Origin of the sequence: Pseudomonas sp. BIGb0164 (assembly GCF_024810135.1) — a bacterium.
Taxonomy (GTDB): Bacteria; Pseudomonadota; Gammaproteobacteria; order Pseudomonadales; family Pseudomonadaceae; genus Aquipseudomonas.
In genome coordinates, this window is sequence record NZ_JANUEA010000014.1 from 39,136 (window position 1) to 65,598 (window position 26,463).

The window sequence follows — 26,463 nt, forward strand, 5'->3', positions numbered from 1 at the left end:
GGCGATAATCGCAACGGCGCCGCGTCACCGTTAACGAGCATCGCAGGCAAGCTCCCACAGGGGTCAGCGTTCGATCGAGCGGCTCCACCGCGCATTCCATTCCGGCCGCGCCAGGTTCACTTTGTCCCAGTCGATCGAAATCGCCGTCTGCAAGTAACCCTGCATCGCTTCCACCCGCGCGCGGGTTTTGTCGGTGGTCGGTGTGGTCGGGTTCGACGGGATCTGGTCGCCTTCCTCCAGCGCCGGCGCCTGGGCTTCGGCGGTCAGTAGGAAGGCGGCGAGTTTCTGCGCCAGTTCCGGCTGGTCGTTGCGCGCAATCACGCATTCGGCCACGTTCAGCACCACCGCGCCTTCCTTGGGTTGCGCATATTCCATCGGCACACCCAGCAGTTGCTGAGTGGTGACTTGGGTCGGCGTGAGCGGGAAGATCGCCGCTTCGTCGGTTTGCACCATTTCGGAGATCTTCGCCGAGCTGGCAATGTATTCCAGCACATTCGGCCCGATGGTTTTTGGCCAGGCCTTGAAGCCCGGCTCCACGTTCGTTTCGTCGCCGCCCTGGATACGGTTGAACATCAGGAAACCGTGCAAGCCGAAGGTGGACGACGCCAGGGACTGGAACACCACTTTGTCCTTGAAGCGCGGGTCGGCCAGGTCCATCCATGAGGTCGGCGCTGCCCAGCCTTTTTCCTTGAACATCTTCGCGTTGTAGCCAAGGCCCGTCACGCCGAGGGTCACGGCCACGGCCTCTTCCTTGATCTTCGCTTTGGCCGGGATCTGGTCGAGAGTCGGGTTCGGCGTGAGCTTGTCGCACAGGCCCATGGAGATGGCGCGGTACATGATGCCGTCGTCAAGGAACATCACGTGCATCTGCGGGTTATCTTTGTTGGCCTGGACCTTGGCGAGGATGTCCGACGAGGTGCCGGGCACGATCACCACCTTGACGTTGTTGGCCTTTTCGAATGCGGGCAGCACCTTGTCGGCGTACACCCGTTCCATGGTGCCGCCGTTCATGCCCAGGTACAGCGTGGGCGCGGCATGGGCGGTAGAGGCGAGCAGGGCGAGGGACAAGCAGGACAGCGCAATACGTGGGTTCATGGATGTTTTTCCTCTCAGGCTTGGAAACGACGGATGGAAAACGCTTCGATGGGTTGCCGGCTGGCCCCGGTGCAGACGATCTCTGCCAGGGCTTCACCGACGGCGGGGCCGAGCTGGAACCCGGCGCCGGCAAAGCCGAAACCGTGGAGCAGGCCGGGTTGGGTGCTGCTGGGGCCGATCACCGGTTCATGATCGGGGAGGTAACCTTCGGTGCCGCTCCAGGTGCGGATCGCCTGGGCACCTTTGAGAAACGGGTACAGCTCGCCGGCATTGCGCAAAATCTCCAGCACCGCCGCTTGCCCCGGTCGGGCTTGCTGCGGGCCCAGGGCAAAGCCACGACCGCCGCCGAGGATGCAATTGCCCCGGGCGACCTGCCGCGCATAAATGCCGCCGCCTTCCACGCCGGTGCTCACGTCCATCACCACCGGCAACGGCTCGGTCACCAGCATGGCCGGGTGCGCCGAGGTGATCGGCACCGGCTCGCCAAACTGCTCGGCCACGGTGCCCGCCCAGGCGCCGGCGCAATTCAACAGCCACGGCGCTTGCAACTGCAGGCCATTGGCGCACCTCACCTGGAACTGGCGGCCGTCGTGTTCGATGCGGACCACTTCGGCCTGCTCGTACACCGTGGCGCCGCAGCGTTGCGCCGCACGGGCGAAGGCCGGCGACACCAGGCGCGGGTTGGCGTGGCCGTCTTCCGGGCACAACGACGCGCCCACGGCGATATCGCCCACCCACGGGAAACGTGCACGCAGCTCGGTGTAGTCGAGCAGCTGCAAGCCCAGGCCAAAGCCCCGGGTCTGCTCGGCGTAGGCCTGCAAGGCGGCGAAATCGGCATGGCTGCGCGCCAGCTTCAAATGCCCGGAGCGCACGTATTCGCCGTCGATGCCGATCAGCCCCGGCAAGTCTGCCCACAGTTCATGGGCGCGTTGCGACAACGGCAGTTGATGCAACGGCCGCCCCTGGCGCCGCACGCCGCCATAGTTGACGCCGCTGGAGTGGGAGCCGCAAAAGTCTCGCTCCACCAGCGCGACACGTTGGCCTTTTTGCGCCAGGGTCAAGGCCGCCGAGGCGCCGACGATCCCGCCGCCCAGTACGATCACGTCGATCATGGCTGCACCTCCACGCCAAACGGCAGGGGCTTGATCGGTGCCTGGCCACGCAACCGGCCGACCTCCTCAATGCCCCGGCCACTGCGTTCGGCCACGATCTCTGCTGCCGCCAAGCCGCACATGCGCCCTTGGCAGCGGCCCATGCCGACGCGGCAGTGAGCCTTGACCCGGTTGATCTCCCAATGGCCTTCATCCACCACCGCGCGCACGTCGCCAACGCTGACTTCTTCGCAGCGGCACAGGATCAACGCGTCCGGCGCGTGTGCCGCCCACTGTTCGGGGAAGGGGAACGCGGTTTCCAGGCCATGGCGAAAGCGCTGGATACCGGCCAGTTGTTGTTCGAGCACGGCGTTGCGGCGCTGATTAATTGCGATACCCGAATCTTCCAGCACCGCCAATGCCGCTCGCTCGCCCGCCATCTGTGCGGCATCGGCGCCCATGATTCCTGCGCCGTCGCCCGCCAGATACACCCCATTAACGCTGCTGCGTCCCGCGCTGTCGCGTTGCGGCAACCAAGCGCGGTTCAGGGCATTCCAGGTGAATTCACAACCGAGCAAGTCCGCCAGTTGCGTTTCGCTGCGCAGGGCATGGGCGAAGGCCACCGCATCGCATTTAAGGGTGCGCGAACCCCAGCGAATCCCGGTGACCCGTTGCTCACCGTCAATCTGCGCAAGCGTGGCGCCCTGGTGCACCGGAATGCCGTGGGCGCTGAGCCATGCGCGGTAATACATGCCCTTGGCCAAGGTTGCCGGTTGCCCGAGCAGCGCAGGCAAGGCACGGCACTGCGCGCTGAACGGCGCACTGTCGAGCACCGCCACCACCTGGGCGCCGGCCTTGGCGTATTGGTAAGCCACCAGATACAGCAACGGCCCGCTGCCACAAAACGCCACGCGCTCGCCGATGGCGCAGCCCTGGTACTTCAGGGCGATCTGCGCCGCGCCCAGGCTGTACACGCCGGGCAGGGTCCAGCCCGGCACCGGCAGGATGCGGTCGGTGGCACCCGTTGCGACGATGAGCTGCGCATACTCAGTGCTTTCGGCATGGCCGTTATTGAGCAGGTCCAGGCGGCCATCCTCGGCATTCCACACCAGGGTTTCCGGGCGGTAGTCGATCAAGGGCGCCAGTTCGTCCATCGTGCGGTGCACAGCCTCGGCCTTGCCCGCTTCAAAGCCGTAGAGTTGCTTGGCCGAGCGCTGGAAATTCGCCGGTTGGCGACGATAGATCTGCCCGCCGCCACGCACGCTTTCATCCACCAGGCACGCTTTGATGCCATGGTCGAGCAAGGTGCGTGCCGCGCTGATGCCGGCCGGGCCTGCGCCCACAATTACCACCGGCTTCATGGCTGGCGCCCCGGGTCGCGGCTGATCGACTGGCCGGCTTCCAGCAGGGTCGAGCACGCACGCACGCGCCGGCCATCGGCAAGCCGTACCCAGCAATCCTGGCAGGCGCCCATCAGGCAGAAACCGGCGCGCCGTTCGGCACTGAAATCGCTGCCGCGCAGGTGCTCGGCGCAGGTCAGCACGGCGGTGAGTACGGTGTCACCGAGCAGGCCGGTCGCCGGTTGTCCGTCAAGGGTAAAGGCCAGGGCAGGGCGCCCGGTCTCGGCCAAGCGTTTGAACAAAGCCATCAGTGTTTCCCCACCAGCACGCGGTCGAGGCCGTAGACCCGGTCCAGCAGGATCATGGTGGCGGCGGTCAGCGCAATCACCAGCGCGGAAACGGCGGCCATCATCGGGTCGATGGACTCGGTGGCGTACACGTACATGCGCACCGGCAGGGTTTGCGTGGCCGGCGAGCTGACAAAGATCGACAGCGTCACCTCATCGAAACTGTTGATGAACGCCAGCAACCAGCCGCCTGCCACACCCGGCAGGATCATCGGCAGGGTGATCTGGCGAAACAGCGTAAAGCGGCTGGCCCCGAGGGATTCGGCGGCCTGCTCGGCACTGCGATCAATGCCGATGGCCGCCGCCAGCACCAGGCGCAGCACGTAAGGGGTGATGATCACCACGTGGGCCAGCATCAACCAGGTGAAGCTGCCATTGACGCCCATCAGGGCGAACAGGCGCAGCATCGCCACGCCCAGCACCAGGTGCGGGATGATGATCGGCGACAGGAACAGGGCGCTGAAAAAATTGCGCCCTGGGAACTGATAACGGCTGATGGCCAAGGCGGCCGGCACGGCAATCAACGTTGCCAGGCTGGCGGCGGTAAAGGCCAGGATCAGACTGTTATAGAACGCCTGGATAAAGTCGGCGCGTTCGAACACCGCCCGGAACCAGCGCAGGGAGAAACCCGACGTGGGCAAGCTCAAGGTGTTTTCCGGGGTGAAGGCCACCAGGCACACCACCACCAGTGGCGCCATCATGAACAGCACCACCAGGCCGTGGAAGCCGAGGGCCAAAGGACCGTTTCTGGACATGCGCTTAAACCCCCAGGGACTTTTTGTAGCGGCGTTCGACCATGCGGTTCCAGCTCAGCATGATCAGCAGGTTGACCAACAGCAGCACCACCGCGATGGTCGCGCCCATGGGCCAGTTGAGTTCCGAGAGGTACTGGTCGTACACCACCGTGGCGACCATCTTCAGGCGACGCCCGCCGAGCAGGCCGGGGATCGCGAACGAACTGGCGGCCAGGCCGAACACGATCAAGGTGCCGGACAGCACACCGGGCATCACCTGCGGCAGCACGATCTTGCGCATCACCGTGGCCTGGCTCGCACCGAGGGACAACGCCGCCTGTTCGGCCGACGGGTCGAGCTTCTGCAAGGAGGTCCACACCGGGATGATCATGAACGGCAGCATCACGTGCACCAGTGCGATCACCACCGCGAAGGGCGTGTACAGCAGTTTCATCGGGCGCCCGCCCAGGGCCTGGATCACTTGGTTGACCAACCCGTCGGCGCCGAGCAACAGGCTCCAGCCGAAGGCCCGCACCACCACCGAGATCAGCAGCGGCGTGAGGATCAGGATCAGGAAAATCGAGCGCCATGGGGTGCCCATGCGGCTGAGGATGTAGGCCTCGGGCACGCCGATCACCACGCACAACAGGGTCACCAGCGCGCTGATCCAGAACGTGCGCCAGAAGATTTCGTAGAAGTACGCATCGCTGAACAGCGACAGGTAATGGGCCAGGGTCCATTCATCCGCCTTCACCCCCACTTGGTAGTCGAACACGTTGAACGACAGCACCAGGGTCATCAGCAGCGGCAACACCAGCAGCCCGGTGAACAGCGCCAGGGCCGGCAGCGACAACAGGTAGCCCCGGCTCATGCGCGCACCTCATCGGCGGCCAGCACGCGCAGCAGCTCTGCCTGCCAGTCCAGGCCTACGAGGGCGCCGCAGCCCAGCGGCGCGCTGCCGTCGTTGCTGCGCACCACGGTGATTTCGCCCAGCAGGGTGTGGATGCGGTACAGCCACTGGCTGCCGAAGAAGTAGCGGTCGAGGACCTTGCCCTGCAAGCGACCGTGACCTGGGTCCACCAGCTGGATTTTTTCCGGGCGCAGGCTGAGGGTCAGCTCGCCGTGGCCGCTTTCATGACGCACTTGCGGCACGCCCAGTTGGTCGAAGTCGCCGGGCAGCAGGTTGGCCTTGCCGACGAAGTCCGAAATGAACCGCGTGCGCGGGTGTTCGTACAGCTTGTAGGGCGCATCCACCTGGGTCACGCGTCCAGCCTGCATGACCACCACGCGGTCGCTGATGGACAGCGCCTCGGCCTGGTCATGGGTGACCATCAGGGTGGTGATGCCCACGGCGCACTGGATGCGGCGGATTTCAAATTGCATCTCTTCGCGCAGGTTGGCGTCGAGGTTGGACAGCGGTTCATCGAGCAGCAGCACCGGCGGCTCGATCACCAGGGCACGGGCCAGGGCCACGCGCTGGCGTTGGCCACCGGACAATTCCCGTGGGTAGCGTTCGGCATGAGGCGCCAGGCGCACCAGTTCCAGCACGGTCTTGACCTTGGCGGCGATCTCGGCGGCGGGCACTTTGCGCATCTTCAGGCCGAAGGCGACGTTGTCGCGCACGCTCATGTGGGGGAACAGCGCGTAGCTCTGGAACACCACCCCCAGGCCACGGCTGGCGGGCTTGGCGTGGGTGATGTCGCGGCCGTCGAGCAGGATCTGCCCACCGCTCACGTCGACGAAACCGGCGATCATTTGCAGGGTGGTGGTCTTGCCGCAGCCCGACGGGCCGAGCAGGGACACGAACTCGCCTTTTTCCACCGCAAGGTCGGTGGCGACCACCGCATCGACGGCGCCGTAGCGTTTGCTCAAGGCGTTGAGTTGGAGAAATGCCATGGTTGCGTTCCACCTTTTTTAAGTCGCGTCGACACGCGCTTTGTTGTTTTGGGCAGATGCGAAAAGAGTGTTGCGGGTGCGGTGGCGCTCGATCTTTAGTCGGCTGCCGGTTGTTGTTCATTTCGCCCCTGGTGGACGCAGATTAGGACGAAGACTAGGATGGGCGGAAGATGGAATTTCACTGAACGGACTACTATTTTCAGTTTTATTCACTCACCGGAATTTACTAAGAGATCTGTTGTTATGGATTCCAATGAACGAAACGAAAACGCCAAGGAAGTCGGTGTCGGTGGGGTGTCCCGGCTGTTCGCGCTGTTGCGTACCTTGGGTGAAGTACCGGAGGGCGGCGAGCGCGTGACGCAATTGGCGCAGCAAGTCGGCTTGTCCCAACCGACTACCCACCGCCTGCTGCGCAGCCTGATGGACGAAGGCATGGTCGAGCAGGACGCGCGCAGCAAGCGCTATCGCCTGAGCCTGGAGTTCTTCGCCCTGGCGGCCAATGCGGGCAAGACCGGCAACCTGCGTGACCTGGTGCGGCCGAGCATGTTGCGCCTCAGCGCATCGCTGGGGGACTCGCTGTTCCTGCTGGCGCGTTCGGGGTTTGACGCGATCTGCCTGGACCGCAGCGAAGGCCCGTACCCGATCCGCACCTTCACCGGCGATATCGGCGGGCGCGTGGCGTTGGGCGTGGGGCAGGGCAGCCTGGCGATCCTGGCGTTTTTGCCGGAGGAAGAGCGCGAAACGGTGATCCGCTACAACCTGCCACGGCTCAAGGACTTCCATCTGTATGACGAAGTGTTGTTGCGTTCGGAGGTAGAGAACGTGCGCACCCTGGGTTATGCGGCGCGCAATACCGGCGTGCTGGAAGGCATGGCGGGGTTGGCGGTACCGATCCTCAACCGCGATGGCCACGCGGTGGCGGCCTTGAGTGTGGCGACCATCAGCGACCGGCTGGGGCCGAGCCGGTTGCCGATGGTGGTGGAGTTGCTCAAGCGCGAAGCGGCGGCAATCGGGCCAAGAATCAACCCTTTCGATCCCACACTGCGCCGGCCCTCACAAACCTTTGGCGGATAACGATTTCAGCCACGATGAGGATCAAAATGTGGGAGCGGGCTTGCTCGCGAATGCGGTGGGTCAGCCAAGGATATGTCAACGGATACGCCGTATTCGCGAGCAAGCCCGCTCCCACACAAGCCCCACACCCATTCAGATTGCAGCCAACGCGACTGACGTCGCTGCGGTGCGGGTCTCCACGCCGAGCTTCACATACACATGCTCCAGGTGCTTGTTCACCGTCCTCGGGCTCAACCCCAAAATGTCGCCGATATCCCGATTGGTCTTGCCACACGCCACCCAGCGCAGCACCTCGACTTCCCGTTCCGTCAGGGCAAACCGCGCCGACAACAAGCGGTGCGCCGGCTCATCCTCCAGCGTCAGCACACTCGGCTGCTGTGCCTCCCGCGCCGACAGCAAAATGCGCGAGGTGCGCAAATGCGCCGCCACCCGTGCCAGTACCTCGTCGGTCTGGATCGGCTTGGTCACGTAGTCGCTGCCACCTACCTCGAACCCCTGCACCACATGCTTGCTGTCGGTCAGCCCGGTCATGAACACCACCGGGATATCCGCGCTGGCCGGTTGGGCCTTGAGCCGGCGACAGGTTTCGAAACCGTCCAGGCCCGGCATCATCGCGTCGAGCAGGATCAGGTCCGGGCGGCGGCGCTGTACGCGGTTCAACGCGCTGAGGCCGTCGAGGGCCACCAGCACCATGTAGCCGGCATCGTCGAGAGCGTCGGACAGCATCGCCAGGTTGTCCGGCGTGTCATCGACGATCAGCACCACGCCAGGTTCAGTGCTGCGGGTGAGTGCATTCATCTACGGCCTCCTTGAGGGTTCGGTTGAGTTCATCCAGGCGAAAGCCCTTGAGCAAACCGCGCACTTTGCTGATGAAAGGCGCGGCGTCGGGGGTTTGTACGAGGATCGTGTCGAGTCGTTCGTGCAGGCCGCGCACATAGCCGATGGCGCTGAGTTCAGCGAGGGCGGCGAGGTCTTCGGGGCAGGGCAATACGCTGGGCGGCGAAGGTGGCACGCGGCTTTGGGTGCGCCGCAACCACTCCAGGCCCAGGTGCGTTTGCAGGCGCCCGAGCAGTTCCGGGGTGCGCACCGGCTTGGCCAGGTAGTCGTTGCAGGCGGCCGCGAGGCTGCGCTCGCGGTCGTCGGTAAAGGCATTGGCCGAGATCACGATGATCGGCGCGGTCGACAGCGCGTTGCGCCGGATCAGGCGGCTGGTCTCATAGCCGTCCAGCGTCGGCATCGACAGGTCCATCAGGATCAGGTCAGGGGCCAGCAGCGCCACCTGCCGGATCGCGTCCTGGCCGTTGCTGGCCTGGATCACTTCAAACCCCAGGGGCGTGAGCATGCCGCTGAGCACTTTGCGATGGTCCACGTGGTCATCCACCACCAGGATGCGCCGGCGTGAACCGAGATAGCCGATGATGTCGTGCTCCACATGCACCACCGCCTGCGGCGCGCGTACCTGGGACAGGAACAGCCGCACCTGGAAGCACGTGCCCTTGTCCCGTTCGCTGGTGACGCGCAACTCGCCGCCCATCAACGCGGTGAGCATGCGCGTGATGGTCAGCCCCAGGCCCACGCCCTTGTCCTGGCGCATCAGGTCGCCGCGCTCGAACGGCTGGAAAATCCGCTCCAGCTGCTCCGGGTCTATGCCGATGCCGGTGTCGATGATTTCAAAATTGGCGGTCTCGCGCCTGTAGGTCACCCGCAGGCACACCTCGCCGCTGTCGGTGAAGTTCACCGCATTGCCGAGCAGGTTGATCAGGATCTGCCGCACGCGCTTCTCATCGCCGCGCACCACCGCCGGGATATTGCCCGCGCAATCCAGACGAAAGCGCAGGCCCTTGTCCTGGGCCTGGGGCGTGAACATCTGTTCCAGGTCGTGAAGCAGTTCCGGGAAGGGAATTTCGGTGAGTTCCAGGCGCAACTTGCCCGCCTCGATCTTGGCCACATCCAACAGCCCGTCGATCAGCGACACCAAGTGCGAGCCGCTGCGCAGGATGGTCGCCAGGGCGTCCTGATGCTGCTCGGGCATGGCGCTGTCGCGCTGCAGGATCTGGGTGAAACCGAGGATGCTGTTCAGCGGCGTGCGCAGTTCGTGGGACAGCCCGGTGACATAGCGGCTTTTGGCGGCATTCGCCGCTTCCGAAGCTTCCTTGGCCTGTTGCAGGGCCTGGTCGGTGAGGCTGTGGGCGTCGATTTCCTGCATCAGCAGCAGGGTTTGGCGGTCGGACTCCTGCTGGGCTACGCCACGGCTTTCACGGGTGAGCACCACCCACCAGGCGAGCACGGCGGCCAACACCGACAGGGTCAGGAAGGCCTTGAAGAACGCCTGATACAGAGTTTCCGAGTGGGGCAGGCCCTGGGCGGCCTGCACGTAGATCAAGGCCAAGGCGCCGGCGAGCATCAACACCAGCGCCAGCAGCAACCCAAGGTAATGGGCCAACCGCGTGTGCAGGCGCGGCATCATCGTATTCGGCAGCAGCCAGCGCAGCACGCCTTCGAACTGGGTCACCAGCCTTGCGTGAGGCTTGCAGCGGTCGCCGCAGCGCGCATCCAGCGAGCAACACAACGAGCAGATCGGCGTGCTGTAGGCCGGGCAGAACGCCATGTCGGCGGTTTCGAACGGGTTGCTGCACAGCCCGCACACCGCGTGGGTGGCCGGCGCCACCGGGTGAATCAACTGCACGTCGCTGGTGCGGGCGATGTAGTACTTGCCCCCGGTCAGCCAGGCCAGCAACGGCGCCATCACCAGTGCTGTGCCCAGCGCGACAAAGGGCGGTGCCGCCTGGGCCAGGGCACCGAACAGGCCGAAGTGGGCGAGGATCGACAGCAACGACGCGATCAGCATCGAACCGACCCCCACCGGGTTGATGTCGTAGAGGTGCGCGCGCTTGAACTCGATGTGTTTGGGCGACAGGCCCAGGGGCTTGTTGATCACCAGGTCCGCCACCAGCGTGCCGATCCAGGCAATCGCGACATTGGCGTAGAGCCCCAGCACCTGGTCGATCACATCGAACACGCCCAGCTCCATCAGCATCAGCGCGATGGCCACGTTGAACACCAGCCACACCACGCGGCCGGGGTGGCTGTGGGTGACGCGGGCGAAGAAGTTGGACCAGGCCAGGGAGCCGGCGTAGGCGTTGGTCAGGTTGATCTTCATCTGCGAGATGAACACGAACAGCACCATGGCGCCGAGGGCCCATTCTGGCGAGCTGAACACATAGCGGAAGGCGACCAGGTACATCTGGGTCGGCTCGGCGGCGCGTTCCATGGGGATTTCGTGTTGCAGGGCGAGAAAGGCCAGGAACGCCCCGGCGAACATCTTCAACGCGCCCGGGATGATCCAGCCGGGGCCGGCGCAGAGCAGGGCGGCCCACCAGCGCTTACGGTTGGCGGCGGTTTTTTCCGGCAGGAAGCGCAGGTAGTCCACCTGTTCGCCGATCTGCGTCACCAGGGACAGCGCCACGGTGCATGCGGCGCAGAACGCCAGCAGGTTGAACCCGCCCCCTTCGCCGCTGCGCCCGACAAAGCTGGTCCAGTCGCTGAAGGCGTCGGGGTTTTTCCACCAAACAAAGCCGTAGGGCAGCACCAGCAACAACAGCCAGAGGGGCTGCGTCCACAGTTGCAGGCGGCTGATCAGGGTCACGCCGTAGGCCACCAAGGGGATCACCAGCAATGAACAGATCACATAGGCAATCGCCAGCGGGATGTGGAAATACAGCTCCAGCGCCAGCGCCATGATCGCCGCTTCGAGGGCGAAGAACAGGAAGGTAAAGCTGGCGTAGATCAGCGAGGTGATGGTGGAACCGATGTAGCCGAAACCGGCGCCACGGGTGAGCAGGTCCATGTCCACGCCGTAGCGCGCGGCGTAATAACTGATGGGCAGGCCAGTGAGGAAAATCACCAGGCTGATGGCCAGGATCGCCCAGAAGGTGTTGGTGAACCCATAACTCAAGGCCAAGACGCCGCCGATGGCCTCCAGCGCCAGGAACGACACCGCGCCCAGGGCCGTGTTGGCAATACGCAGCTCCGACCATTTGCGAAAGGACTTGGGGGTGTAGCGCAGGGCGTAGTCTTCCATGGTCTCGTCGGCGACCCAGGTGTTGTAGTCGCGGCGGATCTTGACGATGCGCTGGGTGCCGGGAGGGGGATGCACGGTGGGGGACTCCGCAAAGAAGGCTAAATCGAATGAGCAAGTTCCATGCCCCGACGAACACTGAGGTCCAAATGTGGGAGCGGGCTTGCTCGCGAATGCGGTGGGTCAGCTTGAACATCAGTGACTGATACGCCGCATTCGCGAGCAAGCCCGCTCCCACATTGGATCTCTAGTGTTCGAGGGAGCGCGATCCTGCGCGAAAATGGTGCGCAGCGGCATACGTCAAATGACGTACCCGCTTACGTCAGGCTGCGTATACCCGCGCTGGCCCCCTGCCGCCATGCTGGACCCCTCATTGCAGAGGAGTCGCCCCATGGCACACCGATTGATCCGCTCCACACCGCTGTTGGCCTTGTCATTGCTGGCGGCCGCTCTGTTCAGCCAGGGCGTGCTGGCCGATAACGAAGGCCTGGCCGTGACACCTACCGAAGTCACCGTCGGTCAGTTGCACTCGGCCACCGGCACCATGGCCATCTCCGAAACCGGCTCGATCCAGGCCGAGCGCCTGGCCATCGAGCAGATCAACGCCTCGGGCGGGATCCTCGGCCGGCAGATCAAGGTGATCCAGGAAGACGGCGCGTCCGACTGGCCGACCTTCGCCGAGAAAGCCAAGAAGCTGCTGGTCAACGACAAGGTCGCCGCCGTGTTCGGCTGCTGGACCTCGGCGTCGCGCAAAGCGGTGCTGCCGATCTTCGAGAAAGAAAACGGCTTGCTCTACTACCCGACCTTCTACGAAGGCCTGGAACAGTCGAAAAACGTGATCTACACCGGGCAGGAAGCCACCCAGCAGATCCTCGCCAGCCTCGACTGGATCGCCAAGACCAAAGGCGCCAAGACCTTCTACCTGGTGGGCTCGGACTACATCTGGCCGCGTACCTCGATGAAGATCGCGCGCAAGCACATCGAAAACGTGCTGCACGGCACCGTGGTCGGCGAAGACTACTACCCGCTGGGCAACACCCAGTTCGGTTCGCTGATCAACAAGGTCAAGCTGAAGAAGCCGGATGTGGTGTTTGCAGCGGTGGTGGGCGGCTCCAACGTGGCCTTCTACAAACAGCTCAATGCGGCCGGCGTGAACGCGTCCAAGCAGACCCTGCTGACGTTGTCGGTCACCGAAGACGAACTGCTCGGCATCGGCGGCGAAAACATGGCCGGTTTCTATGCCTCGATGAAGTACTTCCAGAGCCTGGACAACCCGAACAACAAAGCCTTCGTCGAAGCCTTCAAGGCCAAGTACGGCAAGGATGCGGTGATCGGCGACGTGACCCAGGCCGCCTACCTCGGCCCATGGCTGTGGAAAGCCGCGGTGGAGAAGGCCGGCAGTTTCGACGTGGATAAAGTCGTCGCCGCATCCCCAGGCATCGAACTGAAAACCGCGCCGGAAGGCTACGTGAAGATTCACGAGAACCATCACCTGTGGAGCAAGTCGCGCATTGGCGAAGTGCAGCCCAACGGCCAGTTCAAGGTGATCTACGAGTCGGATCTGATCGAGCCGAACCCGTTCCCCAAAGGCTACCAATAACCCTGCGCAACACACCGATCCACTTGTGGGAACGGGCTTTGTGTGGGAGCTGGCTTGCCTGCGATGCAGACGACTCGGTCTTGCAGTTAAACCGAGGTGATGCCATCGCAGGCAAGCCAGCTCCCACATAAAGCAACAGCAGACCGCATTTCAATTATCACCTGGTTCTCAGGAGACCATCATCATGGAATGGCTATCGGAATTTGGAGCCATCGCGGCAATGCAGGGGTTCAACGGCTTGTCCGTGTTCTGCGTGCTGTTGCTGATGGCATTGGGGCTGGCGATCATCTTTGGTCAGATGGGCGTGATCAACATGGCCCACGGCGAGTTCCTGACCATCGGCGCCTACACCACCTACGTGTGTTCCAGCCTCACCGCGCATTTTGCGCCAAGCTTCCAACCCTATTACTTCTTCTTTGCCATCGCCCTGTCGTTCCTCGTTGCCGGCGCCATCGGCTGGCTGGTGGAGTGGGCGATGATCAGCCGCTTGTACAAGCGCCCGCTGGACACCTTGCTGGCGACCTGGGGCCTGTCCCTGGTGATGCAGCAAACCTTTCGCTCGGTGTTTGGCGCCCGTGAAGTCAGCGCCGAACCGCCCGCGTGGCTGATGGGTTCGGTGAACTTCACCGACGCCATCGAGATCCCGCGCAACGGCCTGTTCATGATGGGCCTGACCCTGCTGCTGACCGGTGCGATCTTCATCATGCTCTACCGCTCGCGCTGGGGCTTGCAGGTGCGAGCCACGGTGCAGAACCGCCTGATGAGCCGGGCGGTGGGGATCAATACGCGCAAGGTCGACCGCATGACTTTCGCCCTGGGCTGCGGCGTGGCCGGGGTGGCGGGCGCGGCGTTCACCACCATTGGCTCCACCGGGCCCACGGCGGGTTCGCAGTACATCGTCGACACCTTCCTGGTGGTGGTGTTCGGCGGTGCGCAGAGCCTGTTCGGCACCATCGCCTCGGCGTTCGTGATTGCCCAGACCCAATCGCTGTCGGAGTTTTTCCTCAGTGGCTCGATGGCCAAGGTACTCACCTTGTCCTCGGTGATCCTGATCCTGATGCTGCGCCCGCAAGGGTTGTTCTCCATCAAAGTGCGCAAGTAGAGGCGAGCAGATGAAGGCTTTAGACAAGCTGCTGGGCGGCCAGCAAAACCTGATCGGCATCGTGCTGCTGGCGCTGTTGATCCTGGTGGTATTCCCCCTGACCCTGGACGCGTTCCGCCTGAACATGGTCGGCAAGTACCTGACCTATGCGTTCGTCGCGGTGGGCCTGGTGCTGTGCTGGGGCTATGGCGGCATTCTCAGCCTGGGGCAGGGCGTGTTCTTTGGCGTCGGCGGCTACTGCATGGCGATGTTCCTCAAGCTGGAGGCATCGGACCCGGAGAGCACCAAGATCCAGTCCACCCCCGGCATCCCGGACTTCATGGACTGGAACCAGATCACCGAACTGCCGCTGTTGTGGCAGCCGTTCCACAGTTTCAGCTTTACCCTGGTGGCGGTGATCGCCGTGCCGGTCTTGCTGGCGTTCGTGATCGGCCTGGCGTTGTTCAAACGGCGGGTGGGGGATGTGTATTTCTCCATCGTCACCCAGGCAATTGCACTGATCCTCACCGTGCTGATCGTCGGCCAGCAAGGCCTGACCGGCGGGGTTAACGGCATCACCGACCTCAAGACCCTACTGGGTTGGGACCTGCGCACCGACAGCGCCAAGTTGATCCTGTACTTCATCAACGCGGGCTTGCTGTTTGGCTGCATCTTCATTGGCCGTTTCATCCTCGCGTCCAAGCTCGGCCGGTTGCTGATGGCGATGCGCGACAAGGAAGAGCGCGTGCGTTTTTCCGGCTATGACGTGGCCAGCTTCAAGATCTTCGTGTTCTGCGTGGCCGCTGCGTTCTCGGCGATTGGCGGGGCCATGTTTGCCTTGCAGGTGGGCTTCATGTCGCCGTCGTTCGTGGGCATCGTGCCGTCGATCGAGATGGTGATCTTTGCCGCCGTGGGCGGGCGCATGTCGCTGCTGGGCGCGGTGTATGGCGCGTTACTGGTGAACTATGGCAAGACCTACTTTTCCGAGTCGTTCCCCGAACTGTGGCTGTACCTGATGGGCGGGCTGTTCATTGCCGTGGTCATGTACTTCCCCAACGGCCTGGCCGGGTTGTGGGAAAGCCATGGCCGCCAGGCATTGGCCAAACTGCTGCGGCGCACACCGGTGGCGAAAGCCCCGGTCAAAGCCAAGGCCAACACCAAAATCCTGGAGACCCAGCCATGACTGCCGTCGGTTTTGAGATGAAAAAACCGGTGCTGGCCATCGAAGGCCTCACCGTGTCGTTCGACGGCTTCAAGGCCGTCGATAACCTCAACCTGTATATCGACCGCAATGAAGTGCGCGTGGTGATCGGCCCCAACGGCGCCGGCAAGACCACCGTGCTCGACCTGATTTGCGGCAAGACCCGCGCCACCAGCGGCAGCATCCAGTTCGACGGGCAGGAACTGACCAAAATGCGCGAATACAACATCGTGCGCGCAGGCGTGGGGCGCAAGTTCCAGAACCCGTCAATCTACGAAAACCTCACGGTGTTCGAGAACCTCGAGATGTCCTACCCGGCCGGGCGCAAGGTGTGGGGCGCGCTGTTCTTCAAGCGCAACGCCCAGGTGATCGCCCGGGTGGAGGAGGTGGCGCGGGAGATCTTCCTCGGCGACTTGCTGCAACAGCAGGCCGACCTGTTGTCCCATGGGCAAAAGCAGTGGCTGGAGATCGGCATGCTGCTGATGCAAGACCCCGAGCTGCTGATGCTCGACGAGCCCGTGGCGGGCATGAGTGTCAACGAACGTGCGCAGACCGCCGAGCTGCTCAACCGCATCAGCCAGGGCCGTTCGGTGCTGGTGATCGAGCACGACATGGAGTTCGTCAAAAGCATCGCCCACAAGGTCACGGTGCTGCACCAGGGCAAGGTGCTGGCCGAGGGCAGCATGGAGTCGGTGCAAAGCAACCCTAAAGTCATCGAAGTGTATTTGGGCCACTGAGGAAGCAGGCATGTTCAAGATCGACCAGTTGTCCTGCGGCTACGGGCAGAGCCAGATCCTCCACGACCTGGACCTGAACGTGGCCAAGCGCGAGATTGTCGCGGTAATGGGCCGCAACGGCATGGGCAAGACCACCTTGTTCAAGAGCCTGATGGGCATCCTGCCGCAATGGAAAGGCCAGGTGAGTGTGGACGGGCACGATGTGTCGGCGCTGGAAACCCACGAGCGGGTGGAGCGGGGCATCGCCTATGTGCCCCAGGGCCGCATGATTTTCCCGAGCATGACCGTGCTGGAAAACATCCAGACCGGCCTGCCGGCCTCGGCACGGGGCAAGGTGCCGGAGGATCTGTATGCGTTGTTTCCGGTGCTGCACGACATGCAGTCGCGCAAGGGCGGCAACCTGTCCGGTGGGCAGCAACAGCAGCTGGCAATCGCCCGCGCGCTGGCGACCAACCCCAAGGTGTTGTTGCTCGATGAACCGACGGAGGGCATCCAGCCGTCGATCATCAAGGACATCGCCCGCACCTTGAAGGAGATCCGCAACTTGCGGGACCTGACTATCGTGGTGTCCGAGCAGGTGCTGTCCTTCACCCTGGAAATTGCCGACCGCTTCCTCGTCATCGAGAAGGGCCGCTTCGTGATCGAAGAGACCCGAGACCGCGTGGACGAGGCGACCATCAGCCGCTACCTGTCCGTCTGACCCACCACCCACCTTTATTGCTGGTGGGTTGGACCTGTAGGAGCCGGCTTGCCGGCTCCTACAGGGGGGATAGAAATTAGCCGTCAGGGTCAGGTGAATTGTGCTGCAACGTTCGACCACAGGCTTACCCGACGCCCCCTGGCTTCAAAAAACGCGATCTCGCGCTTGATCCCCCCACTCAATTCCCACCCCGGCAGGTCCAGCACGATCAGCTCGTCGAGCAATTCCATGAACACCGCATCCACCGGCGCCCATAGCTTGCCGATGGCTGCGTTGTCCTTGCCCACGAACGCCTGGTTGATCGGGTGGGACATCGACACCTGGCTGAACACGGCATGACCCGCCTCGATAATCCCGGCCGCGACCGTGTTGCAGGCGATAAACCGTTCCTCGACCACGGCCGCGTCGGCGTGGCTGTAAGGGCAGGCGAGAAAAATCTTGCGCATAAATACCTCTGTTTTTTTTGATGAATAAATAAAAAACTGTGGTTTATCTGTTGAATTGGTGACCGAATCCACTTAATTTTGCCGTCACCTCAACACCGACACGGAGATCGCCATGCGCCCCAACGAGCGCCGCCAGCACATCCTTGAACTGCTTCGCCAGCGCGAGCGCATCTCCGTCGACGAACTGGCCCGTACCCTCAGCGCCTCCCAGGAAACCATCCGCCGCGACCTGGCGGACCTCGCCGATAGCGGCCAGGTCACCAAGTTCCATGGCGGGGCCTCGTTGCCGCCCCGGGGCGAACACGAGAACGCGTTCCAGACCCGCATGAACGAGTTCTCCCAGGAAAAACGCGCAGTGGCGCGCTATGCCGCCGGCCTGTATTCGCCGGGGGACAGCCTGCTGATCGATACCGGCACCACCACCTTGTTTTTCGCCCGCGAACTGGCGCGGCTCAACCGCATCACGGTAATCACCAATTCCCTGCAGATCGCCGACAGCATCGGTGCCAGTGGCAACCGGGTGTTCATGATCGGTGGCGAGTACCGCCCCGAATCCAACCAGAACAGCGGGCCCCTGGCGTTGGAGCAGATCGCCCGTTTCAACGCCGAGCACGCGGTGGTCACCATCGGTGCCCTGAGCGTGGACGGTGCGTTCGACTTCTCCATCGAAGAGGCCGAGATCGCCCGTGCGATGATTGCCCGGGCGCGCTACCTCACGGTGATCGCCGACTCGTCCAAGCTCGGCCGCAGTGCGTTGTTCCAGGTGTTTCCCCTGGAACGCATCGACCGCTTGATCATCGATCGCAAGCCGGTGGGCGAGCTGGGCAGTGCGTTGGCGCGGGCCAATGTGGACGTGCATGAGGCGCAGGTCACTCCGAAAACCGATTGGTAAACCCCCGGCTGCCCAGGGGCAGCCGAGGAATCGCGCGCAGCCGGATGCCGCAAGGCTGGGGTGCAGCCTCTGCCGTACCAGGTGGGCGAAAGGGGGTGTGGCTTACAGGTAATGCTGGATCGGCGGCATCTGTTCCAGTTGCTTGCGACGGGTGACCCACACGCAGGCAAACACCACGGCGCCGACCGCGATCAGGCCCAGCACGTACATCTGCGCCACGCGAAAGTCCGCCGGGATCATGAACACGCACAGCTCCACGAACAGCCACAGGCACGCGCCAGCCACCACCGGCCACTCCCATTTGCCCAGGGTGAAATCGTCGGCGTGGTGCAGCTGTTTGTGGCGGGTGCCGATGTACAGCAGCACGGTGGCGCTGTAGAGCAGGGCCGGCAGCAGGGTGGCCGCACCGAGGATTTGCGTGAGGGCATCGGGGTCGCTGTAGAAGCTCAGCACAATGATCATCGGGATCAGCGCTGCCACAATGGTCGCCCACAGCGGGCCGCCGGTGGGGCGTGGTACGTAGCTCAAGGCTTCGGCGAATGGCAGGCGTCCGTCGCGGGCCATGGCGTGCACCAGACGGCTGTTGCTGGTCATGATCACCAGGCCGCAGGCAAAGATCGCCACGCACACCACCAACAGGATGAGCTTGCTCAGGGTTTCACCCAGGGTGATGCGGATCACGTCTGCGACCGGTGCCGAGCTCTTGCTCAACTCGGCCACCTGATCGCCCAGGCCCATGCCGATCACCATCAGGAACAACGTACCCATCACACCACTGGCCAGTACCGCATGGACCATCGCCCGAGGAACCACCTGCTTGGGGTTAAGGGTCTCTTCGGCCAGGTTGGCCGCCGCTTCCCAACCCACCAGGGTGAACGCGCCGAGCAGGCCCGAGAGCATGAACGGGCCGAGCCAGCCGTAGTAATGCTCGGTGGGGGCAATGCCGGTGGACAGCAGGTTGGACGCCTGGCCCTTGCCGAAGAACGTCACGGCGATGCCGATGCCGACGATCAGGCCGATCATCGCGATCACTTCCGCCCCCACGGCCATGTTGTTGATCTTGGTCAGGATCGGCGTCGACCAGATGATCAGCAGCATCTGGATAAACAGCACCACCACGGTGGTGATGGCGCCCGCCGCCGGGGAGTACTCAAGCCCCAGCAAGGGGAACAGCGCCACCTGGGCCAGCCCGTAGTCCACCGCCAGCAGCACTACGGCGATGAATGCGAAGCTCATCCAGCCAAACCACCAGCCCAGCACCGGGTTGACCAGGCGACTGGCCCACTGGTAGCTGAAACCGGACAGCGGGATCTTGCTCGCCAGCAGCCCGAACACCAGCGCCACCAGCAGGGTACCAAGGGTTGCGATGGGCCAGGTCCACATGCCGATGGGGCCGCTGGAGACCAGCACCGAACCGTAGGTGGAAAACAGCCCGGTGGTGATCGAGATAAACGAAAACGCCACGGCAAAGGATTCGAACTTGCCCAGGGAGCGTTCGAACTGTTCCTTGTAGCCGGTGCCGCTGTCGGCACCTTTATCGGGTAAAACGGTTTGCGGACTCGAAAGAGTGTCAGACATGGGAATGTCTCCTTCAAAAATGCACAGGACAAGGCTCGGCGCACGGGTTGACAGGGCAACCTGAGACGCCTGGGGCCCGACGGGGTGACGCACTTCATATGCCAGCGTGTTTTTTGTTGTGGTTTTGCCTTTTTCGGCGTTGTGAGCCGGTCAACTCCCTGGCGGTGTAGCGGGTGACAACCTGCCTGTTGTCACCGGTTGCCTGCGGCTAGCGCCAGGTGCGACAGCGGCTGACCGCGTCGCTGAAGGTGTCCCTCCACGCGCGGGCGGTGGCCGCGCTGACCCTGGGGTGAAACTCGGTGCAGGTGTTGCGCGGTGCCACCAGGGTTTTGCCCAGTCCACGGGCGGCCAGTGCTGCACAACCAAAGGCGGTGAGTTCGTCGAAACGCTGGGTCACGATGCACCGTTGCAAGGCGTCGGCGAGGAACTGCGCGAAATAGGGGCTGCGCGCCAGGCCGCCATCGATGGACAGGCGGTCGGTGACGCTGAGGAACTGGTCCATGGCGCTGATCACCTCGACACTGCGCAAGGCCACGCCTTCCAGCACGGCCTGGCACATGTCCTGGCGCGTGGTGCCGCCGTGCATACCCACCCACAAGGCGGCCGCGCTGCGGTCCCAGTGCGGGCAGGCCAGGCCCGACAATGCCGGCACGAACGCCAGCTGGCGGGCAATCGCCGGGGGCTGGTCGAAGCCGGCCAGTTCGGAAAAGTCACTGAACAGGCCCAACCGGCCGGCCCATTCCACGGCGGCGCTGGCGTCGTACACGCCGCCGTCCATGGCGTACACCGGCTTGCCGTCGATCTGCCAGGCAATGGTGGCGAGCAGGCCTTTGTCCGGGGCGCGGATGATCTCGTCGCCGGTCAGGGTCAGGGCAAACGCCCCTGTGCCAAAGGTGATCTTGGCATCGCCGGCCTTACGGCAACCGTGGCCGTACAACGAGGCTTGCTGGTCGACCACGGCGGCGGTGACCGGCGTGGCGCCGATCTCACCGAAATGGCCGACGGTGTCGAGAATCGGCGGCAGGGTCTCGATGGGCACCCCGAACAGTTCACAGAGTTCGGCGTCCCATTGCCCGGTGGCCAGGTTCATCAGCGAAGTGCGCGACGCGGTGGTGACATCGGTGGCGAACACCCCGGTGAGGCGGTCGAGAAACCACGCATCGCTGGTGCCCAGGCGCAGGCGTCCGGCCTTGAGCGCCTGCTGGGCCGCGGGCAGGTGGTTGATGATCCAGCTCAGCTTGCTCGCCGAAAAGTACGGGTCCAGCGGCAGCCCGGCACGGGCCAGGGTCAGGCCTTCGCCACCTTCGGCGCGCAGCCGTTCGATGGCCGGGCCGGTGCGGTTATCTTGCCAGACGATCACCGGCGACAGCGGCTTGCCGGTGATCGCGTCCCATGCCAGGCAGCTTTCACCCTGGTTGGCCAGGCCGATGGCATCCACGCGCCCGGTGGACTCCAGGCAGCGTTGCAGGTTGGCCAGCAGCTCCAGCGGGTCATGCTCGACCCAGCCCGACTGCGGGTGGTGTTGCTGGTGGCGCAAGGCGAGCTGGATATCGGCCGAGCCGTCATCGCTGACCACCAGCACGCGGGTGCTGGTGGTGCCTTGGTCCAGGGCAGCAATTCTCATGGCGTTTCTCCTTTGTTCGGCGCGGGGTGTTCATGGCCGACAAAGTCGACATCCAGTTGCGTGATACGGGCGTTGAGTTTGAGTGCGGCGATGGGGATAAGGATGCGTCGTTCCGGCAGGCAGGCCAGGGCCTTGCTCCAGATCGGCACACCGTCGGCATACACCGTTAGTTCGCCTTCGCAGGCGGTGCTGACGCGCAATTGCAGGTGTTCAAGGCCGGCCACGCCGGTCGGGGCAAAGCGTTGCGGCACGCAGAGTTTCAGCGGCGGGCGGCAGCGGATGGCCAGGGTGCGGTGGGCCGCGGGGATTTCACCGCGCAGGTCCTTGGCCAGCAGGCGTGCCACGCGGGCCCCTTCGCGCCACGACCAGCCGGCGGTTTCCACCGGGCGCAGCAGGTTGCCGGCAGCGAAGTAGGCCGGGTCGGAGCAGCGGCCGTATTGGTCGATCACCGGGCCACGGCTGCCCGGGTCCAGCATCAAGTGGCTCTGGCGCACCAGGCTGGCTTCCGGCAGGAACTGCCCGGTGAGCAACACGCCGTCGCAGGCCAGGCGCTGCACTTGCCCGTTGGCCAGGCGCACGCTAGCGGCCTCCACACGACCGGTGCCGTGGATCTCCAATAGCTGCGCGCCGTAATGCACCGGCACGCCGCACAGCCATGGGAACAGCGAAAACGGCCAACGCGCGGTGGCACGGAAGTTCGACTCGATCATCGCCACCGGCTTGATCCCGGCACGGCGGCAACTGAACACCGAGGACAAACTCACCAGTTCGGTGCCGACAATCAGCGGCCGTTCGAACGGCTTGAGGTGTTGCAGGTACAGGTAGGCTTGCAGGGCACCGGTGTTGATCACCCCCAGAGGCCGGTCACCGCCGATCAGGCGCGCCGAGCGCGGGTTCTCGCGCACGCCGGTGGCCAGCAGCACACGCTTGGCTTGCAGGGTAAAGGCGCCGTCGTCGTTCACCAGCTGCAGGCAACCGCCGTGGCCCAGTTGGGTCACGGTGTGGCCCAGGCGCAGGTGCACACCCGCGGCCAGGGCTTCGGCGACGTTGCGGCGCGCATAGTCGGGCCCGGTATAGAGGCCGCCGTATTCGCGAACACCGAACGGCGGGTGGCCGCAATGGCGCGGCACGCCACCGGCCACGCTGTCGCGTTCGATCACCACCACGTTGTCCACGCCCTGGCGGCGCAGTTCAACGGCGGCCGACAACCCGGCCGGGCCGCTGCCGATGATCGCCACGTCTACGTACTCAGTCTTCATGGGCGGCTCCCGTGGCCAGTGGCAGTGCGAGGTGCCCGGCGCTCAGTTCGGCCACGCGGGCGCCGCAGTAAAAACCTTGGCAGCGGCCCATGCATGCACGGGTGCGACGCTTGAGGCCACCGAGGTCGCCGGGGGGCAGGGGGCTGGCGAAGGTGGCCTGGATTTCCCGCGAGGTGACCCACTCGCAATGGCAGACGATTTCGCCAAAGCCCGGCTGTTGATAGTCCCGTGGCAAGTGCTCGGCGAGGTTGGGCAAGTACGGCCAGCTCAGGTGCGTGACGGGCGCGTGCTGGACGCGCTGCCTGTACAGCTCGAACACATGCCGGGCAATGCCCAGCGCGGCCGTCAGTCCGGTGGAGCGGATACCGCCGACGGTGATCCACTGCTGCCCGGCCACTTCATGGATGCGGTATTCCTTCTTCTCGCTGGCGGGGCGCAGGGCGGCGTAGGTGGCGGTCACCGGCATGCCCTCCAGCGCCGGAATACGGGCCACAGCGGCGTCGATCAATTGGTTGAGGATGGCGGGGGTCAGGCCGGCGTGAACGCGGTCGTCCTGTTCTTCGGCGGTGGGCCCTACCAGCAAGTTGCCAAAGACGGTGCGGGTGATGACGATGCCTTTGGTGCGCTCGTTGGGCACCGGCAGGATGATGTTGCCGAGCAGGGCGGACGCGGCCTTGTCGAACACCACGAACTGGCCTTTGCGCGGGTGGATGCTGAAGGTGCTGTCGCCCAGCAGGCGTTGTTCCAAGTGGTCGCCGAACAGCCCGGCGCAGTTGATCACGGTGTTGGCGGTAAAACTGCCGCGCGAGGTGCAGAGCTGCCACGCCTGGCCGTCAAAGTGCCCGGCCTCGACCTCGGTGGCGGTGTGCACGCGGGCGCCGTGGGCCATGGCCTGTTGCAGGTAACCCAGGGGCGCGGACCACGGGTCGATCAGGTATTCCCCCGGCACCGCCACGGCCCCCAGGGCACCGTGGGCCAGGTGGGGTTCGGCGTGCTGAAGCTGCTTTGGGCCGATCAGGTGAGCATCGGCCACGCCATTTTCATGGGCCTGTTGCAGGATGCCATCGAGCTTGGCCAGGTCGTCGTCACTCCACGCCACCACCATGGCGCCGGTCTTGAGCAGCGGCAGGTTCATGTGCCCATGGATCTCCAGGTATTCCTGGTAACCCGCTTTCATGCACGCCAGCTCGAGGCTGCCCGTCGGCGCATCGAAACCGGTGTGCAAGATGGCGCTGTTGCCCTTGCTCGCACCCGAGAGAATGTCGGTGCCTTTTTCCAGCAACAGCACCCGTGCCCCTTCGAGGGTGAAGCGCCGCGCCATGGCGCAACCCACGACGCCGGCGCCGATGATAGCGACATCATAAATGTCGGTGGGATGGGCAAATGATGGGCTCATTGTGCGGCGTAGTCCTTGTGTCGATAACGTGACTTGAATGCCGGTAACGGAGCAGTGACTGTGCCAGTCGAGGTATTGAGTGTGGGGTTGTTGTTTTTAAGGCGTTCTATACGGTCATAAATGGATAAAGCACGCCTTAAACCTATAGAGCATTGGTTTTATTGGTTTTCTGCGAGGGTTATTGAACGTTTTAACACTGCTACTTTGCGACACAGTGGGGCGAAGTAACGTTACAAGTGCACTCAAGTGAGGCGTTCGCTTAGTTGTGCACCCACTATGACTAAGTTGCAGGGCAACTAAGGTGCGTGGTGATATTTTGGAGCAAAAGTGATTCGGTCAAATAACCGTTGATAAATGACCGAAAGGGCGGTTAAAAAAACCAGTACCCACGTTTAAAACCAACACTGGCGCACTCCCTGCGAAGGTCACGGTGTAGCGGCACATCGATAAAAACCAGCCGCCATGCCGTTGAACACACCAGAGAGGATGTTCCATGCGTAACTTCGCAATCATTGAAGCCCCGTCCGTGCTCGGGCATATCCCCACTCACCTGGGCGTGGCCCGCATGCCGGATGCGCTGCTCAAGGCCGGCCTGGCCGAGCGGCTGGGCGCGCGCCATGCCGGCCGCGTGGAGTCGCCACCGTGGCGCGAGGAGCGCGACCCGGAAACCCAGATCATGAACCCCCACGCCATCAACGAATACTCCATCACCCTGGCGAACACCGTCGGGGAGGTGCTGGACAAGGGCGAGTTCCCGGTGGTGATCGGCGGCGACTGCTCGATCCTGCTGGGCACCTTGTTGGCGCTGCGCCGACGTGGGCGCTTCGGGCTGTTTTACCTGGACGGCCATGCAGACTTCTATGAAGCCGAAAAGAACCCGATCTCCGGCGCTGCCTCGGCCAGTGACCTGGGCTACGCCACCGGCCGTGGCCCGGCAGTGGTGGCCGATATCGAAGGTCGCCGCCCGCTGTTGCGTGACGACGATGTGGTGCTGTTCGGCTACCGCGACGGTGCGATCCAGGCCCGCAACCGTTGCCAGCCGATCCCCGAAGACCTGCTGGCGTTCAACCGCAACGAAGTGCGCATACTCGGCACGCAAACTGCTGCTGAAGAAGCGGTGGCCCATCTGACCCGTGTCGACGGCCCGGAAGGTTTCTGGATTCACGTCGACGTCGACGTGCTGGACCAGGGCATCATGTGGGCCTGTGACCACCCGCAGCCGGACGGTTTCTCCTGGGACGACCTGGCCACCACGCTGCGCACCGCCATGCAGTCGCCACAGGCCATTGGCATTCAATTCACCATCTACAACCCCGACATGGACCCGGGCCACCTCAGTGGTCGCGGCCTGGCCGGCACCATCGCCAGGGCGCTCGCACCGTTCGGCAAAGCCTGATCGGTGGTGGCGGTGCTCGGTATTTGCTCAGAGGAGGGCTGCCCGATGACCACCGCCGATTCCGTGAGGTACTGGCGTTCGCCGATCCTGCCGGACGCCGACCTGCTGAGTGCCACCTACCATCGACAGCGTTTCGCGGCGCACTGGCACGACACCTACACCGTGTCGGTGATCGAAGCCGGTGCCCAGCGTTACGACTACCGTGGCAGCCGTCACGTGGCCGATGCGGGCTGCGTGCCGGTGCTCAACCCGGGTGAGGTGCACACCGGCTCGCCGGCTATGGACGGTGGCTGGCAATACCGGGTGTTCTACCTGCCGATCGACTTCGTGCAACAGGTGATGAATGACCTGTGCGACCGCCCGTGCGACCTGCCGTGGTTTCGCGACGACATCCTGCGTGACCCCGACCTGACCCGCAAAATGCTGCGGGCCCACCGCGCCCTGCAGCAGCCGGACGACGCCCTTGGCGCCGAGCACGCGTTGCTCGATGCGGTGTCCACCCTGTTGATCCGCCATGCCGGGCAGCGTCCTCCGGTGGCACAGGTGCTGCGCGATGCGGCGCGTGTCGAGACCCTCAAGGCGCGCTTGATGAGCGACCTGGCCGAGCCCCTGACCTTGAGTGAACTGGCGGGTGAGGTGGGCTTGTCGACCTTTCACGCGGCGCGCCTGTTCAGCCGCGAAACCGGCCTGGCACCCCATGCCTGGCGCAATCAATACCGTTTGAACCTGGCCCTGCACCTACTGCGCGACGGCGTGCCCGCCACGGATGTAGCCAGTGCCAGCGGCTTTGCCGACCTCAGCCATTTCACCCGGCATTTCAAGAAAAGCTTTGGCGTGACGCCGGGTCGCTGGCGCTGAGTTTATTTTCGTAAAGCGCAAGAACGTTCAATCGCCGCCG

General features: G+C 63.9%; 23 protein-coding genes. 9 read left to right on the top strand and 14 right to left on the bottom strand.

The window, feature by feature from the left end; all coding sequences use genetic code 11:
• Nucleotides 1-63 precede the first annotated feature (63 nt).
• From M2394_RS29545 to M2394_RS29575, 7 genes are read right to left on the bottom strand one after another with little or no spacing between them, the layout of a single operon-like run.
• Nucleotides 64-1,095, bottom strand: coding sequence for an ABC transporter substrate-binding protein (locus M2394_RS29545; RefSeq protein WP_178919739.1), 1,032 nt, complete (start codon nucleotides 1,093-1,095; stop codon nucleotides 64-66).
• Between the two features lie 14 nt (nucleotides 1,096-1,109).
• Nucleotides 1,110-2,207, bottom strand: a complete 1,098-nt coding sequence (locus M2394_RS29550; protein WP_178919740.1) for an FAD-binding oxidoreductase — start codon at nucleotides 2,205-2,207, stop codon at nucleotides 1,110-1,112.
• Nucleotides 2,204-3,547 carry an NAD(P)/FAD-dependent oxidoreductase gene (locus tag M2394_RS29555; RefSeq protein ID WP_259175683.1) on the bottom strand — a complete coding sequence of 448 codons (1,344 nt, stop codon included), beginning with the start codon at nucleotides 3,545-3,547 and terminating at the stop codon, nucleotides 2,204-2,206. The genes M2394_RS29550 and M2394_RS29555 overlap by 4 nt, the downstream gene beginning before the upstream one ends.
• Nucleotides 3,544-3,834 (bottom strand): (2Fe-2S)-binding protein, encoded by a 291-nt coding sequence (locus M2394_RS29560; RefSeq protein WP_259175684.1) that lies wholly within the window; start codon nucleotides 3,832-3,834, stop codon nucleotides 3,544-3,546. The genes M2394_RS29555 and M2394_RS29560 overlap by 4 nt, the downstream gene beginning before the upstream one ends.
• Entirely contained in the window at nucleotides 3,834-4,628 is a 795-nt protein-coding gene (locus tag M2394_RS29565) for an ABC transporter permease (RefSeq protein WP_016974527.1), read from the bottom strand. The genes M2394_RS29560 and M2394_RS29565 overlap by 1 nt, the downstream gene beginning before the upstream one ends.
• A gap of 4 nt (nucleotides 4,629-4,632) precedes the next feature.
• A complete protein-coding gene (locus tag M2394_RS29570) occupies nucleotides 4,633-5,478 on the bottom strand; it encodes an ABC transporter permease (RefSeq protein WP_176996544.1) in 846 nt (281 codons plus the stop codon).
• Nucleotides 5,475-6,503: an ABC transporter ATP-binding protein gene (locus M2394_RS29575; RefSeq protein ID WP_178919744.1), complete on the bottom strand. Its 1,029-nt coding sequence runs from the start codon at nucleotides 6,501-6,503 to the stop codon at nucleotides 5,475-5,477. Before M2394_RS29575 ends, M2394_RS29570 begins: the two co-directional genes overlap by 4 nt.
• Nucleotides 6,504-6,746: 243 nt before the next feature.
• Between M2394_RS29575 and M2394_RS29580 the strand changes: the two genes are divergently transcribed.
• Nucleotides 6,747-7,577, top strand: coding sequence for an IclR family transcriptional regulator (locus tag M2394_RS29580; RefSeq protein ID WP_178919745.1), 831 nt, complete (start codon nucleotides 6,747-6,749; stop codon nucleotides 7,575-7,577).
• Between the two features lie 132 nt (nucleotides 7,578-7,709).
• Here the strand turns inward: M2394_RS29580 and M2394_RS29585 are convergent, their stop codons facing one another.
• Together M2394_RS29585 and M2394_RS29590 are read right to left on the bottom strand one after the other, a co-directional pair.
• Complete coding sequence (locus M2394_RS29585) at nucleotides 7,710-8,375, bottom strand: response regulator (RefSeq protein ID WP_178919746.1); 666 nt, start codon at nucleotides 8,373-8,375, stop codon at nucleotides 7,710-7,712.
• On the bottom strand, nucleotides 8,350-11,733 hold the full coding sequence (locus M2394_RS29590) for an ATP-binding protein (RefSeq protein WP_259175693.1): 3,384 nt from the start codon (nucleotides 11,731-11,733) through the stop codon (nucleotides 8,350-8,352). The genes M2394_RS29585 and M2394_RS29590 overlap by 26 nt, the downstream gene beginning before the upstream one ends.
• Nucleotides 11,734-12,046: 313 nt before the next feature.
• On the opposite strand from M2394_RS29590, the gene urtA reads away from it, so the two are divergent.
• The 5 genes from urtA to urtE all read left to right on the top strand — a co-directional run bounded on the left by urtA (nucleotide 12,047) and on the right by urtE (nucleotide 16,974).
• Nucleotides 12,047-13,255, top strand: a complete 1,209-nt coding sequence (gene urtA, locus M2394_RS29595) for an urea ABC transporter substrate-binding protein (protein WP_178919748.1) — start codon at nucleotides 12,047-12,049, stop codon at nucleotides 13,253-13,255.
• A gap of 184 nt (nucleotides 13,256-13,439) precedes the next feature.
• A complete protein-coding gene (gene urtB / locus M2394_RS29600; protein ID WP_176996539.1) occupies nucleotides 13,440-14,357 on the top strand; it encodes an urea ABC transporter permease subunit UrtB in 918 nt (305 codons plus the stop codon).
• Between the two features lie 10 nt (nucleotides 14,358-14,367).
• Nucleotides 14,368-15,519, top strand: a complete 1,152-nt coding sequence (gene urtC / locus M2394_RS29605) for an urea ABC transporter permease subunit UrtC (RefSeq protein ID WP_178919749.1) — start codon at nucleotides 14,368-14,370, stop codon at nucleotides 15,517-15,519.
• Nucleotides 15,516-16,274: an urea ABC transporter ATP-binding protein UrtD gene (gene urtD / locus M2394_RS29610; RefSeq protein WP_025855702.1), complete on the top strand. Its 759-nt coding sequence runs from the start codon at nucleotides 15,516-15,518 to the stop codon at nucleotides 16,272-16,274. The genes urtC and urtD overlap by 4 nt, the downstream gene beginning before the upstream one ends.
• 10 nt (nucleotides 16,275-16,284) lie before the next feature.
• A complete protein-coding gene (gene urtE / locus M2394_RS29615) occupies nucleotides 16,285-16,974 on the top strand; it encodes an urea ABC transporter ATP-binding subunit UrtE (protein WP_138815132.1) in 690 nt (229 codons plus the stop codon).
• Nucleotides 16,975-17,063: 89 nt separating this feature from the next.
• On the opposite strand, the gene M2394_RS29620 is transcribed toward urtE, so the two are convergent.
• Nucleotides 17,064-17,420, bottom strand: a complete 357-nt coding sequence (locus M2394_RS29620; protein WP_178919750.1) for a DUF1937 family protein — start codon at nucleotides 17,418-17,420, stop codon at nucleotides 17,064-17,066.
• A 112-nt stretch (nucleotides 17,421-17,532) separates the two neighbouring features.
• On the opposite strand from M2394_RS29620, the gene M2394_RS29625 reads away from it, so the two are divergent.
• Entirely contained in the window at nucleotides 17,533-18,312 is a 780-nt protein-coding gene (locus M2394_RS29625; protein ID WP_176996535.1) for a DeoR/GlpR family DNA-binding transcription regulator, read from the top strand.
• A 102-nt stretch (nucleotides 18,313-18,414) separates the two neighbouring features.
• Here the strand turns inward: M2394_RS29625 and M2394_RS29630 are convergent, their stop codons facing one another.
• The 4 genes from M2394_RS29630 to M2394_RS29645 all read right to left on the bottom strand — a co-directional run bounded on the left by M2394_RS29630 (nucleotide 18,415) and on the right by M2394_RS29645 (nucleotide 24,169).
• The gene (locus M2394_RS29630) at nucleotides 18,415-19,890 is read right to left on the bottom strand and encodes an amino acid permease (RefSeq protein WP_259175696.1); all 1,476 of its coding nucleotides are present in this window, start codon (nucleotides 19,888-19,890) and stop codon (nucleotides 18,415-18,417) included.
• A 208-nt stretch (nucleotides 19,891-20,098) separates the two neighbouring features.
• Nucleotides 20,099-21,514: a glycerol kinase gene (locus tag M2394_RS29635; RefSeq protein WP_259175697.1), complete on the bottom strand. Its 1,416-nt coding sequence runs from the start codon at nucleotides 21,512-21,514 to the stop codon at nucleotides 20,099-20,101.
• Nucleotides 21,511-22,773: an NAD(P)/FAD-dependent oxidoreductase gene (locus M2394_RS29640; protein WP_259175698.1), complete on the bottom strand. Its 1,263-nt coding sequence runs from the start codon at nucleotides 22,771-22,773 to the stop codon at nucleotides 21,511-21,513. The genes M2394_RS29635 and M2394_RS29640 overlap by 4 nt, the downstream gene beginning before the upstream one ends.
• A complete protein-coding gene (locus M2394_RS29645; RefSeq protein WP_259175700.1) occupies nucleotides 22,763-24,169 on the bottom strand; it encodes an NAD(P)/FAD-dependent oxidoreductase in 1,407 nt (468 codons plus the stop codon). Before M2394_RS29645 ends, M2394_RS29640 begins: the two co-directional genes overlap by 11 nt.
• Before the next feature lie 493 nt (nucleotides 24,170-24,662).
• On the opposite strand from M2394_RS29645, the gene M2394_RS29650 reads away from it, so the two are divergent.
• A complete protein-coding gene (locus tag M2394_RS29650) occupies nucleotides 24,663-25,565 on the top strand; it encodes an arginase family protein (protein ID WP_178919754.1) in 903 nt (300 codons plus the stop codon).
• Nucleotides 25,566-25,610: 45 nt separating this feature from the next.
• Nucleotides 25,611-26,423 carry an AraC family transcriptional regulator gene (locus M2394_RS29655; RefSeq protein ID WP_178919755.1) on the top strand — a complete coding sequence of 271 codons (813 nt, stop codon included), beginning with the start codon at nucleotides 25,611-25,613 and terminating at the stop codon, nucleotides 26,421-26,423.
• Nucleotides 26,424-26,463: the final 40 nt, after the last annotated feature.

Excerpts from the sequence above, each read along its gene's own strand:
- M2394_RS29555 (WP_259175683.1), bottom strand. The coding sequence starts at position 3,547 with ATGAAGCCGGTGGTAATTGTGGGCGCAGGCCCGGCCGGCATCAGCGCG.
- M2394_RS29625 (WP_176996535.1), top strand. The coding sequence starts at position 17,533 with ATGCGCCCCAACGAGCGCCGCCAGCACATCCTTGAACTGCTTCGCCAG.
- M2394_RS29545 (WP_178919739.1), bottom strand. The coding sequence starts at position 1,095 with ATGAACCCACGTATTGCGCTGTCCTGCTTGTCCCTCGCCCTGCTCGCC.
- M2394_RS29655 (WP_178919755.1), top strand. The coding sequence starts at position 25,611 with ATGACCACCGCCGATTCCGTGAGGTACTGGCGTTCGCCGATCCTGCCG.
- M2394_RS29575 (WP_178919744.1), bottom strand. The coding sequence starts at position 6,503 with ATGGCATTTCTCCAACTCAACGCCTTGAGCAAACGCTACGGCGCCGTC.
- urtB (WP_176996539.1), top strand. The coding sequence starts at position 13,440 with ATGGAATGGCTATCGGAATTTGGAGCCATCGCGGCAATGCAGGGGTTC.
- urtD (WP_025855702.1), top strand. The coding sequence starts at position 15,516 with ATGACTGCCGTCGGTTTTGAGATGAAAAAACCGGTGCTGGCCATCGAA.
- M2394_RS29620 (WP_178919750.1), bottom strand. The coding sequence starts at position 17,420 with ATGCGCAAGATTTTTCTCGCCTGCCCTTACAGCCACGCCGACGCGGCC.
- M2394_RS29565 (WP_016974527.1), bottom strand. The coding sequence starts at position 4,628 with ATGTCCAGAAACGGTCCTTTGGCCCTCGGCTTCCACGGCCTGGTGGTG.
- M2394_RS29640 (WP_259175698.1), bottom strand. The coding sequence starts at position 22,773 with ATGAAGACTGAGTACGTAGACGTGGCGATCATCGGCAGCGGCCCGGCC.
- M2394_RS29645 (WP_259175700.1), bottom strand. The coding sequence starts at position 24,169 with ATGAGCCCATCATTTGCCCATCCCACCGACATTTATGATGTCGCTATC.
- urtE (WP_138815132.1), top strand. The coding sequence starts at position 16,285 with ATGTTCAAGATCGACCAGTTGTCCTGCGGCTACGGGCAGAGCCAGATC.
- M2394_RS29630 (WP_259175696.1), bottom strand. The coding sequence starts at position 19,890 with ATGTCTGACACTCTTTCGAGTCCGCAAACCGTTTTACCCGATAAAGGT.
- M2394_RS29570 (WP_176996544.1), bottom strand. The coding sequence starts at position 5,478 with ATGAGCCGGGGCTACCTGTTGTCGCTGCCGGCCCTGGCGCTGTTCACC.
- M2394_RS29550 (WP_178919740.1), bottom strand. The coding sequence starts at position 2,207 with ATGATCGACGTGATCGTACTGGGCGGCGGGATCGTCGGCGCCTCGGCG.
- urtA (WP_178919748.1), top strand. The coding sequence starts at position 12,047 with ATGGCACACCGATTGATCCGCTCCACACCGCTGTTGGCCTTGTCATTG.
- M2394_RS29585 (WP_178919746.1), bottom strand. The coding sequence starts at position 8,375 with ATGAATGCACTCACCCGCAGCACTGAACCTGGCGTGGTGCTGATCGTC.
- M2394_RS29650 (WP_178919754.1), top strand. The coding sequence starts at position 24,663 with ATGCGTAACTTCGCAATCATTGAAGCCCCGTCCGTGCTCGGGCATATC.
- urtC (WP_178919749.1), top strand. The coding sequence starts at position 14,368 with ATGAAGGCTTTAGACAAGCTGCTGGGCGGCCAGCAAAACCTGATCGGC.
- M2394_RS29560 (WP_259175684.1), bottom strand. The coding sequence starts at position 3,834 with ATGGCTTTGTTCAAACGCTTGGCCGAGACCGGGCGCCCTGCCCTGGCC.
- M2394_RS29580 (WP_178919745.1), top strand. The coding sequence starts at position 6,747 with ATGGATTCCAATGAACGAAACGAAAACGCCAAGGAAGTCGGTGTCGGT.
- M2394_RS29635 (WP_259175697.1), bottom strand. The coding sequence starts at position 21,514 with ATGAGAATTGCTGCCCTGGACCAAGGCACCACCAGCACCCGCGTGCTG.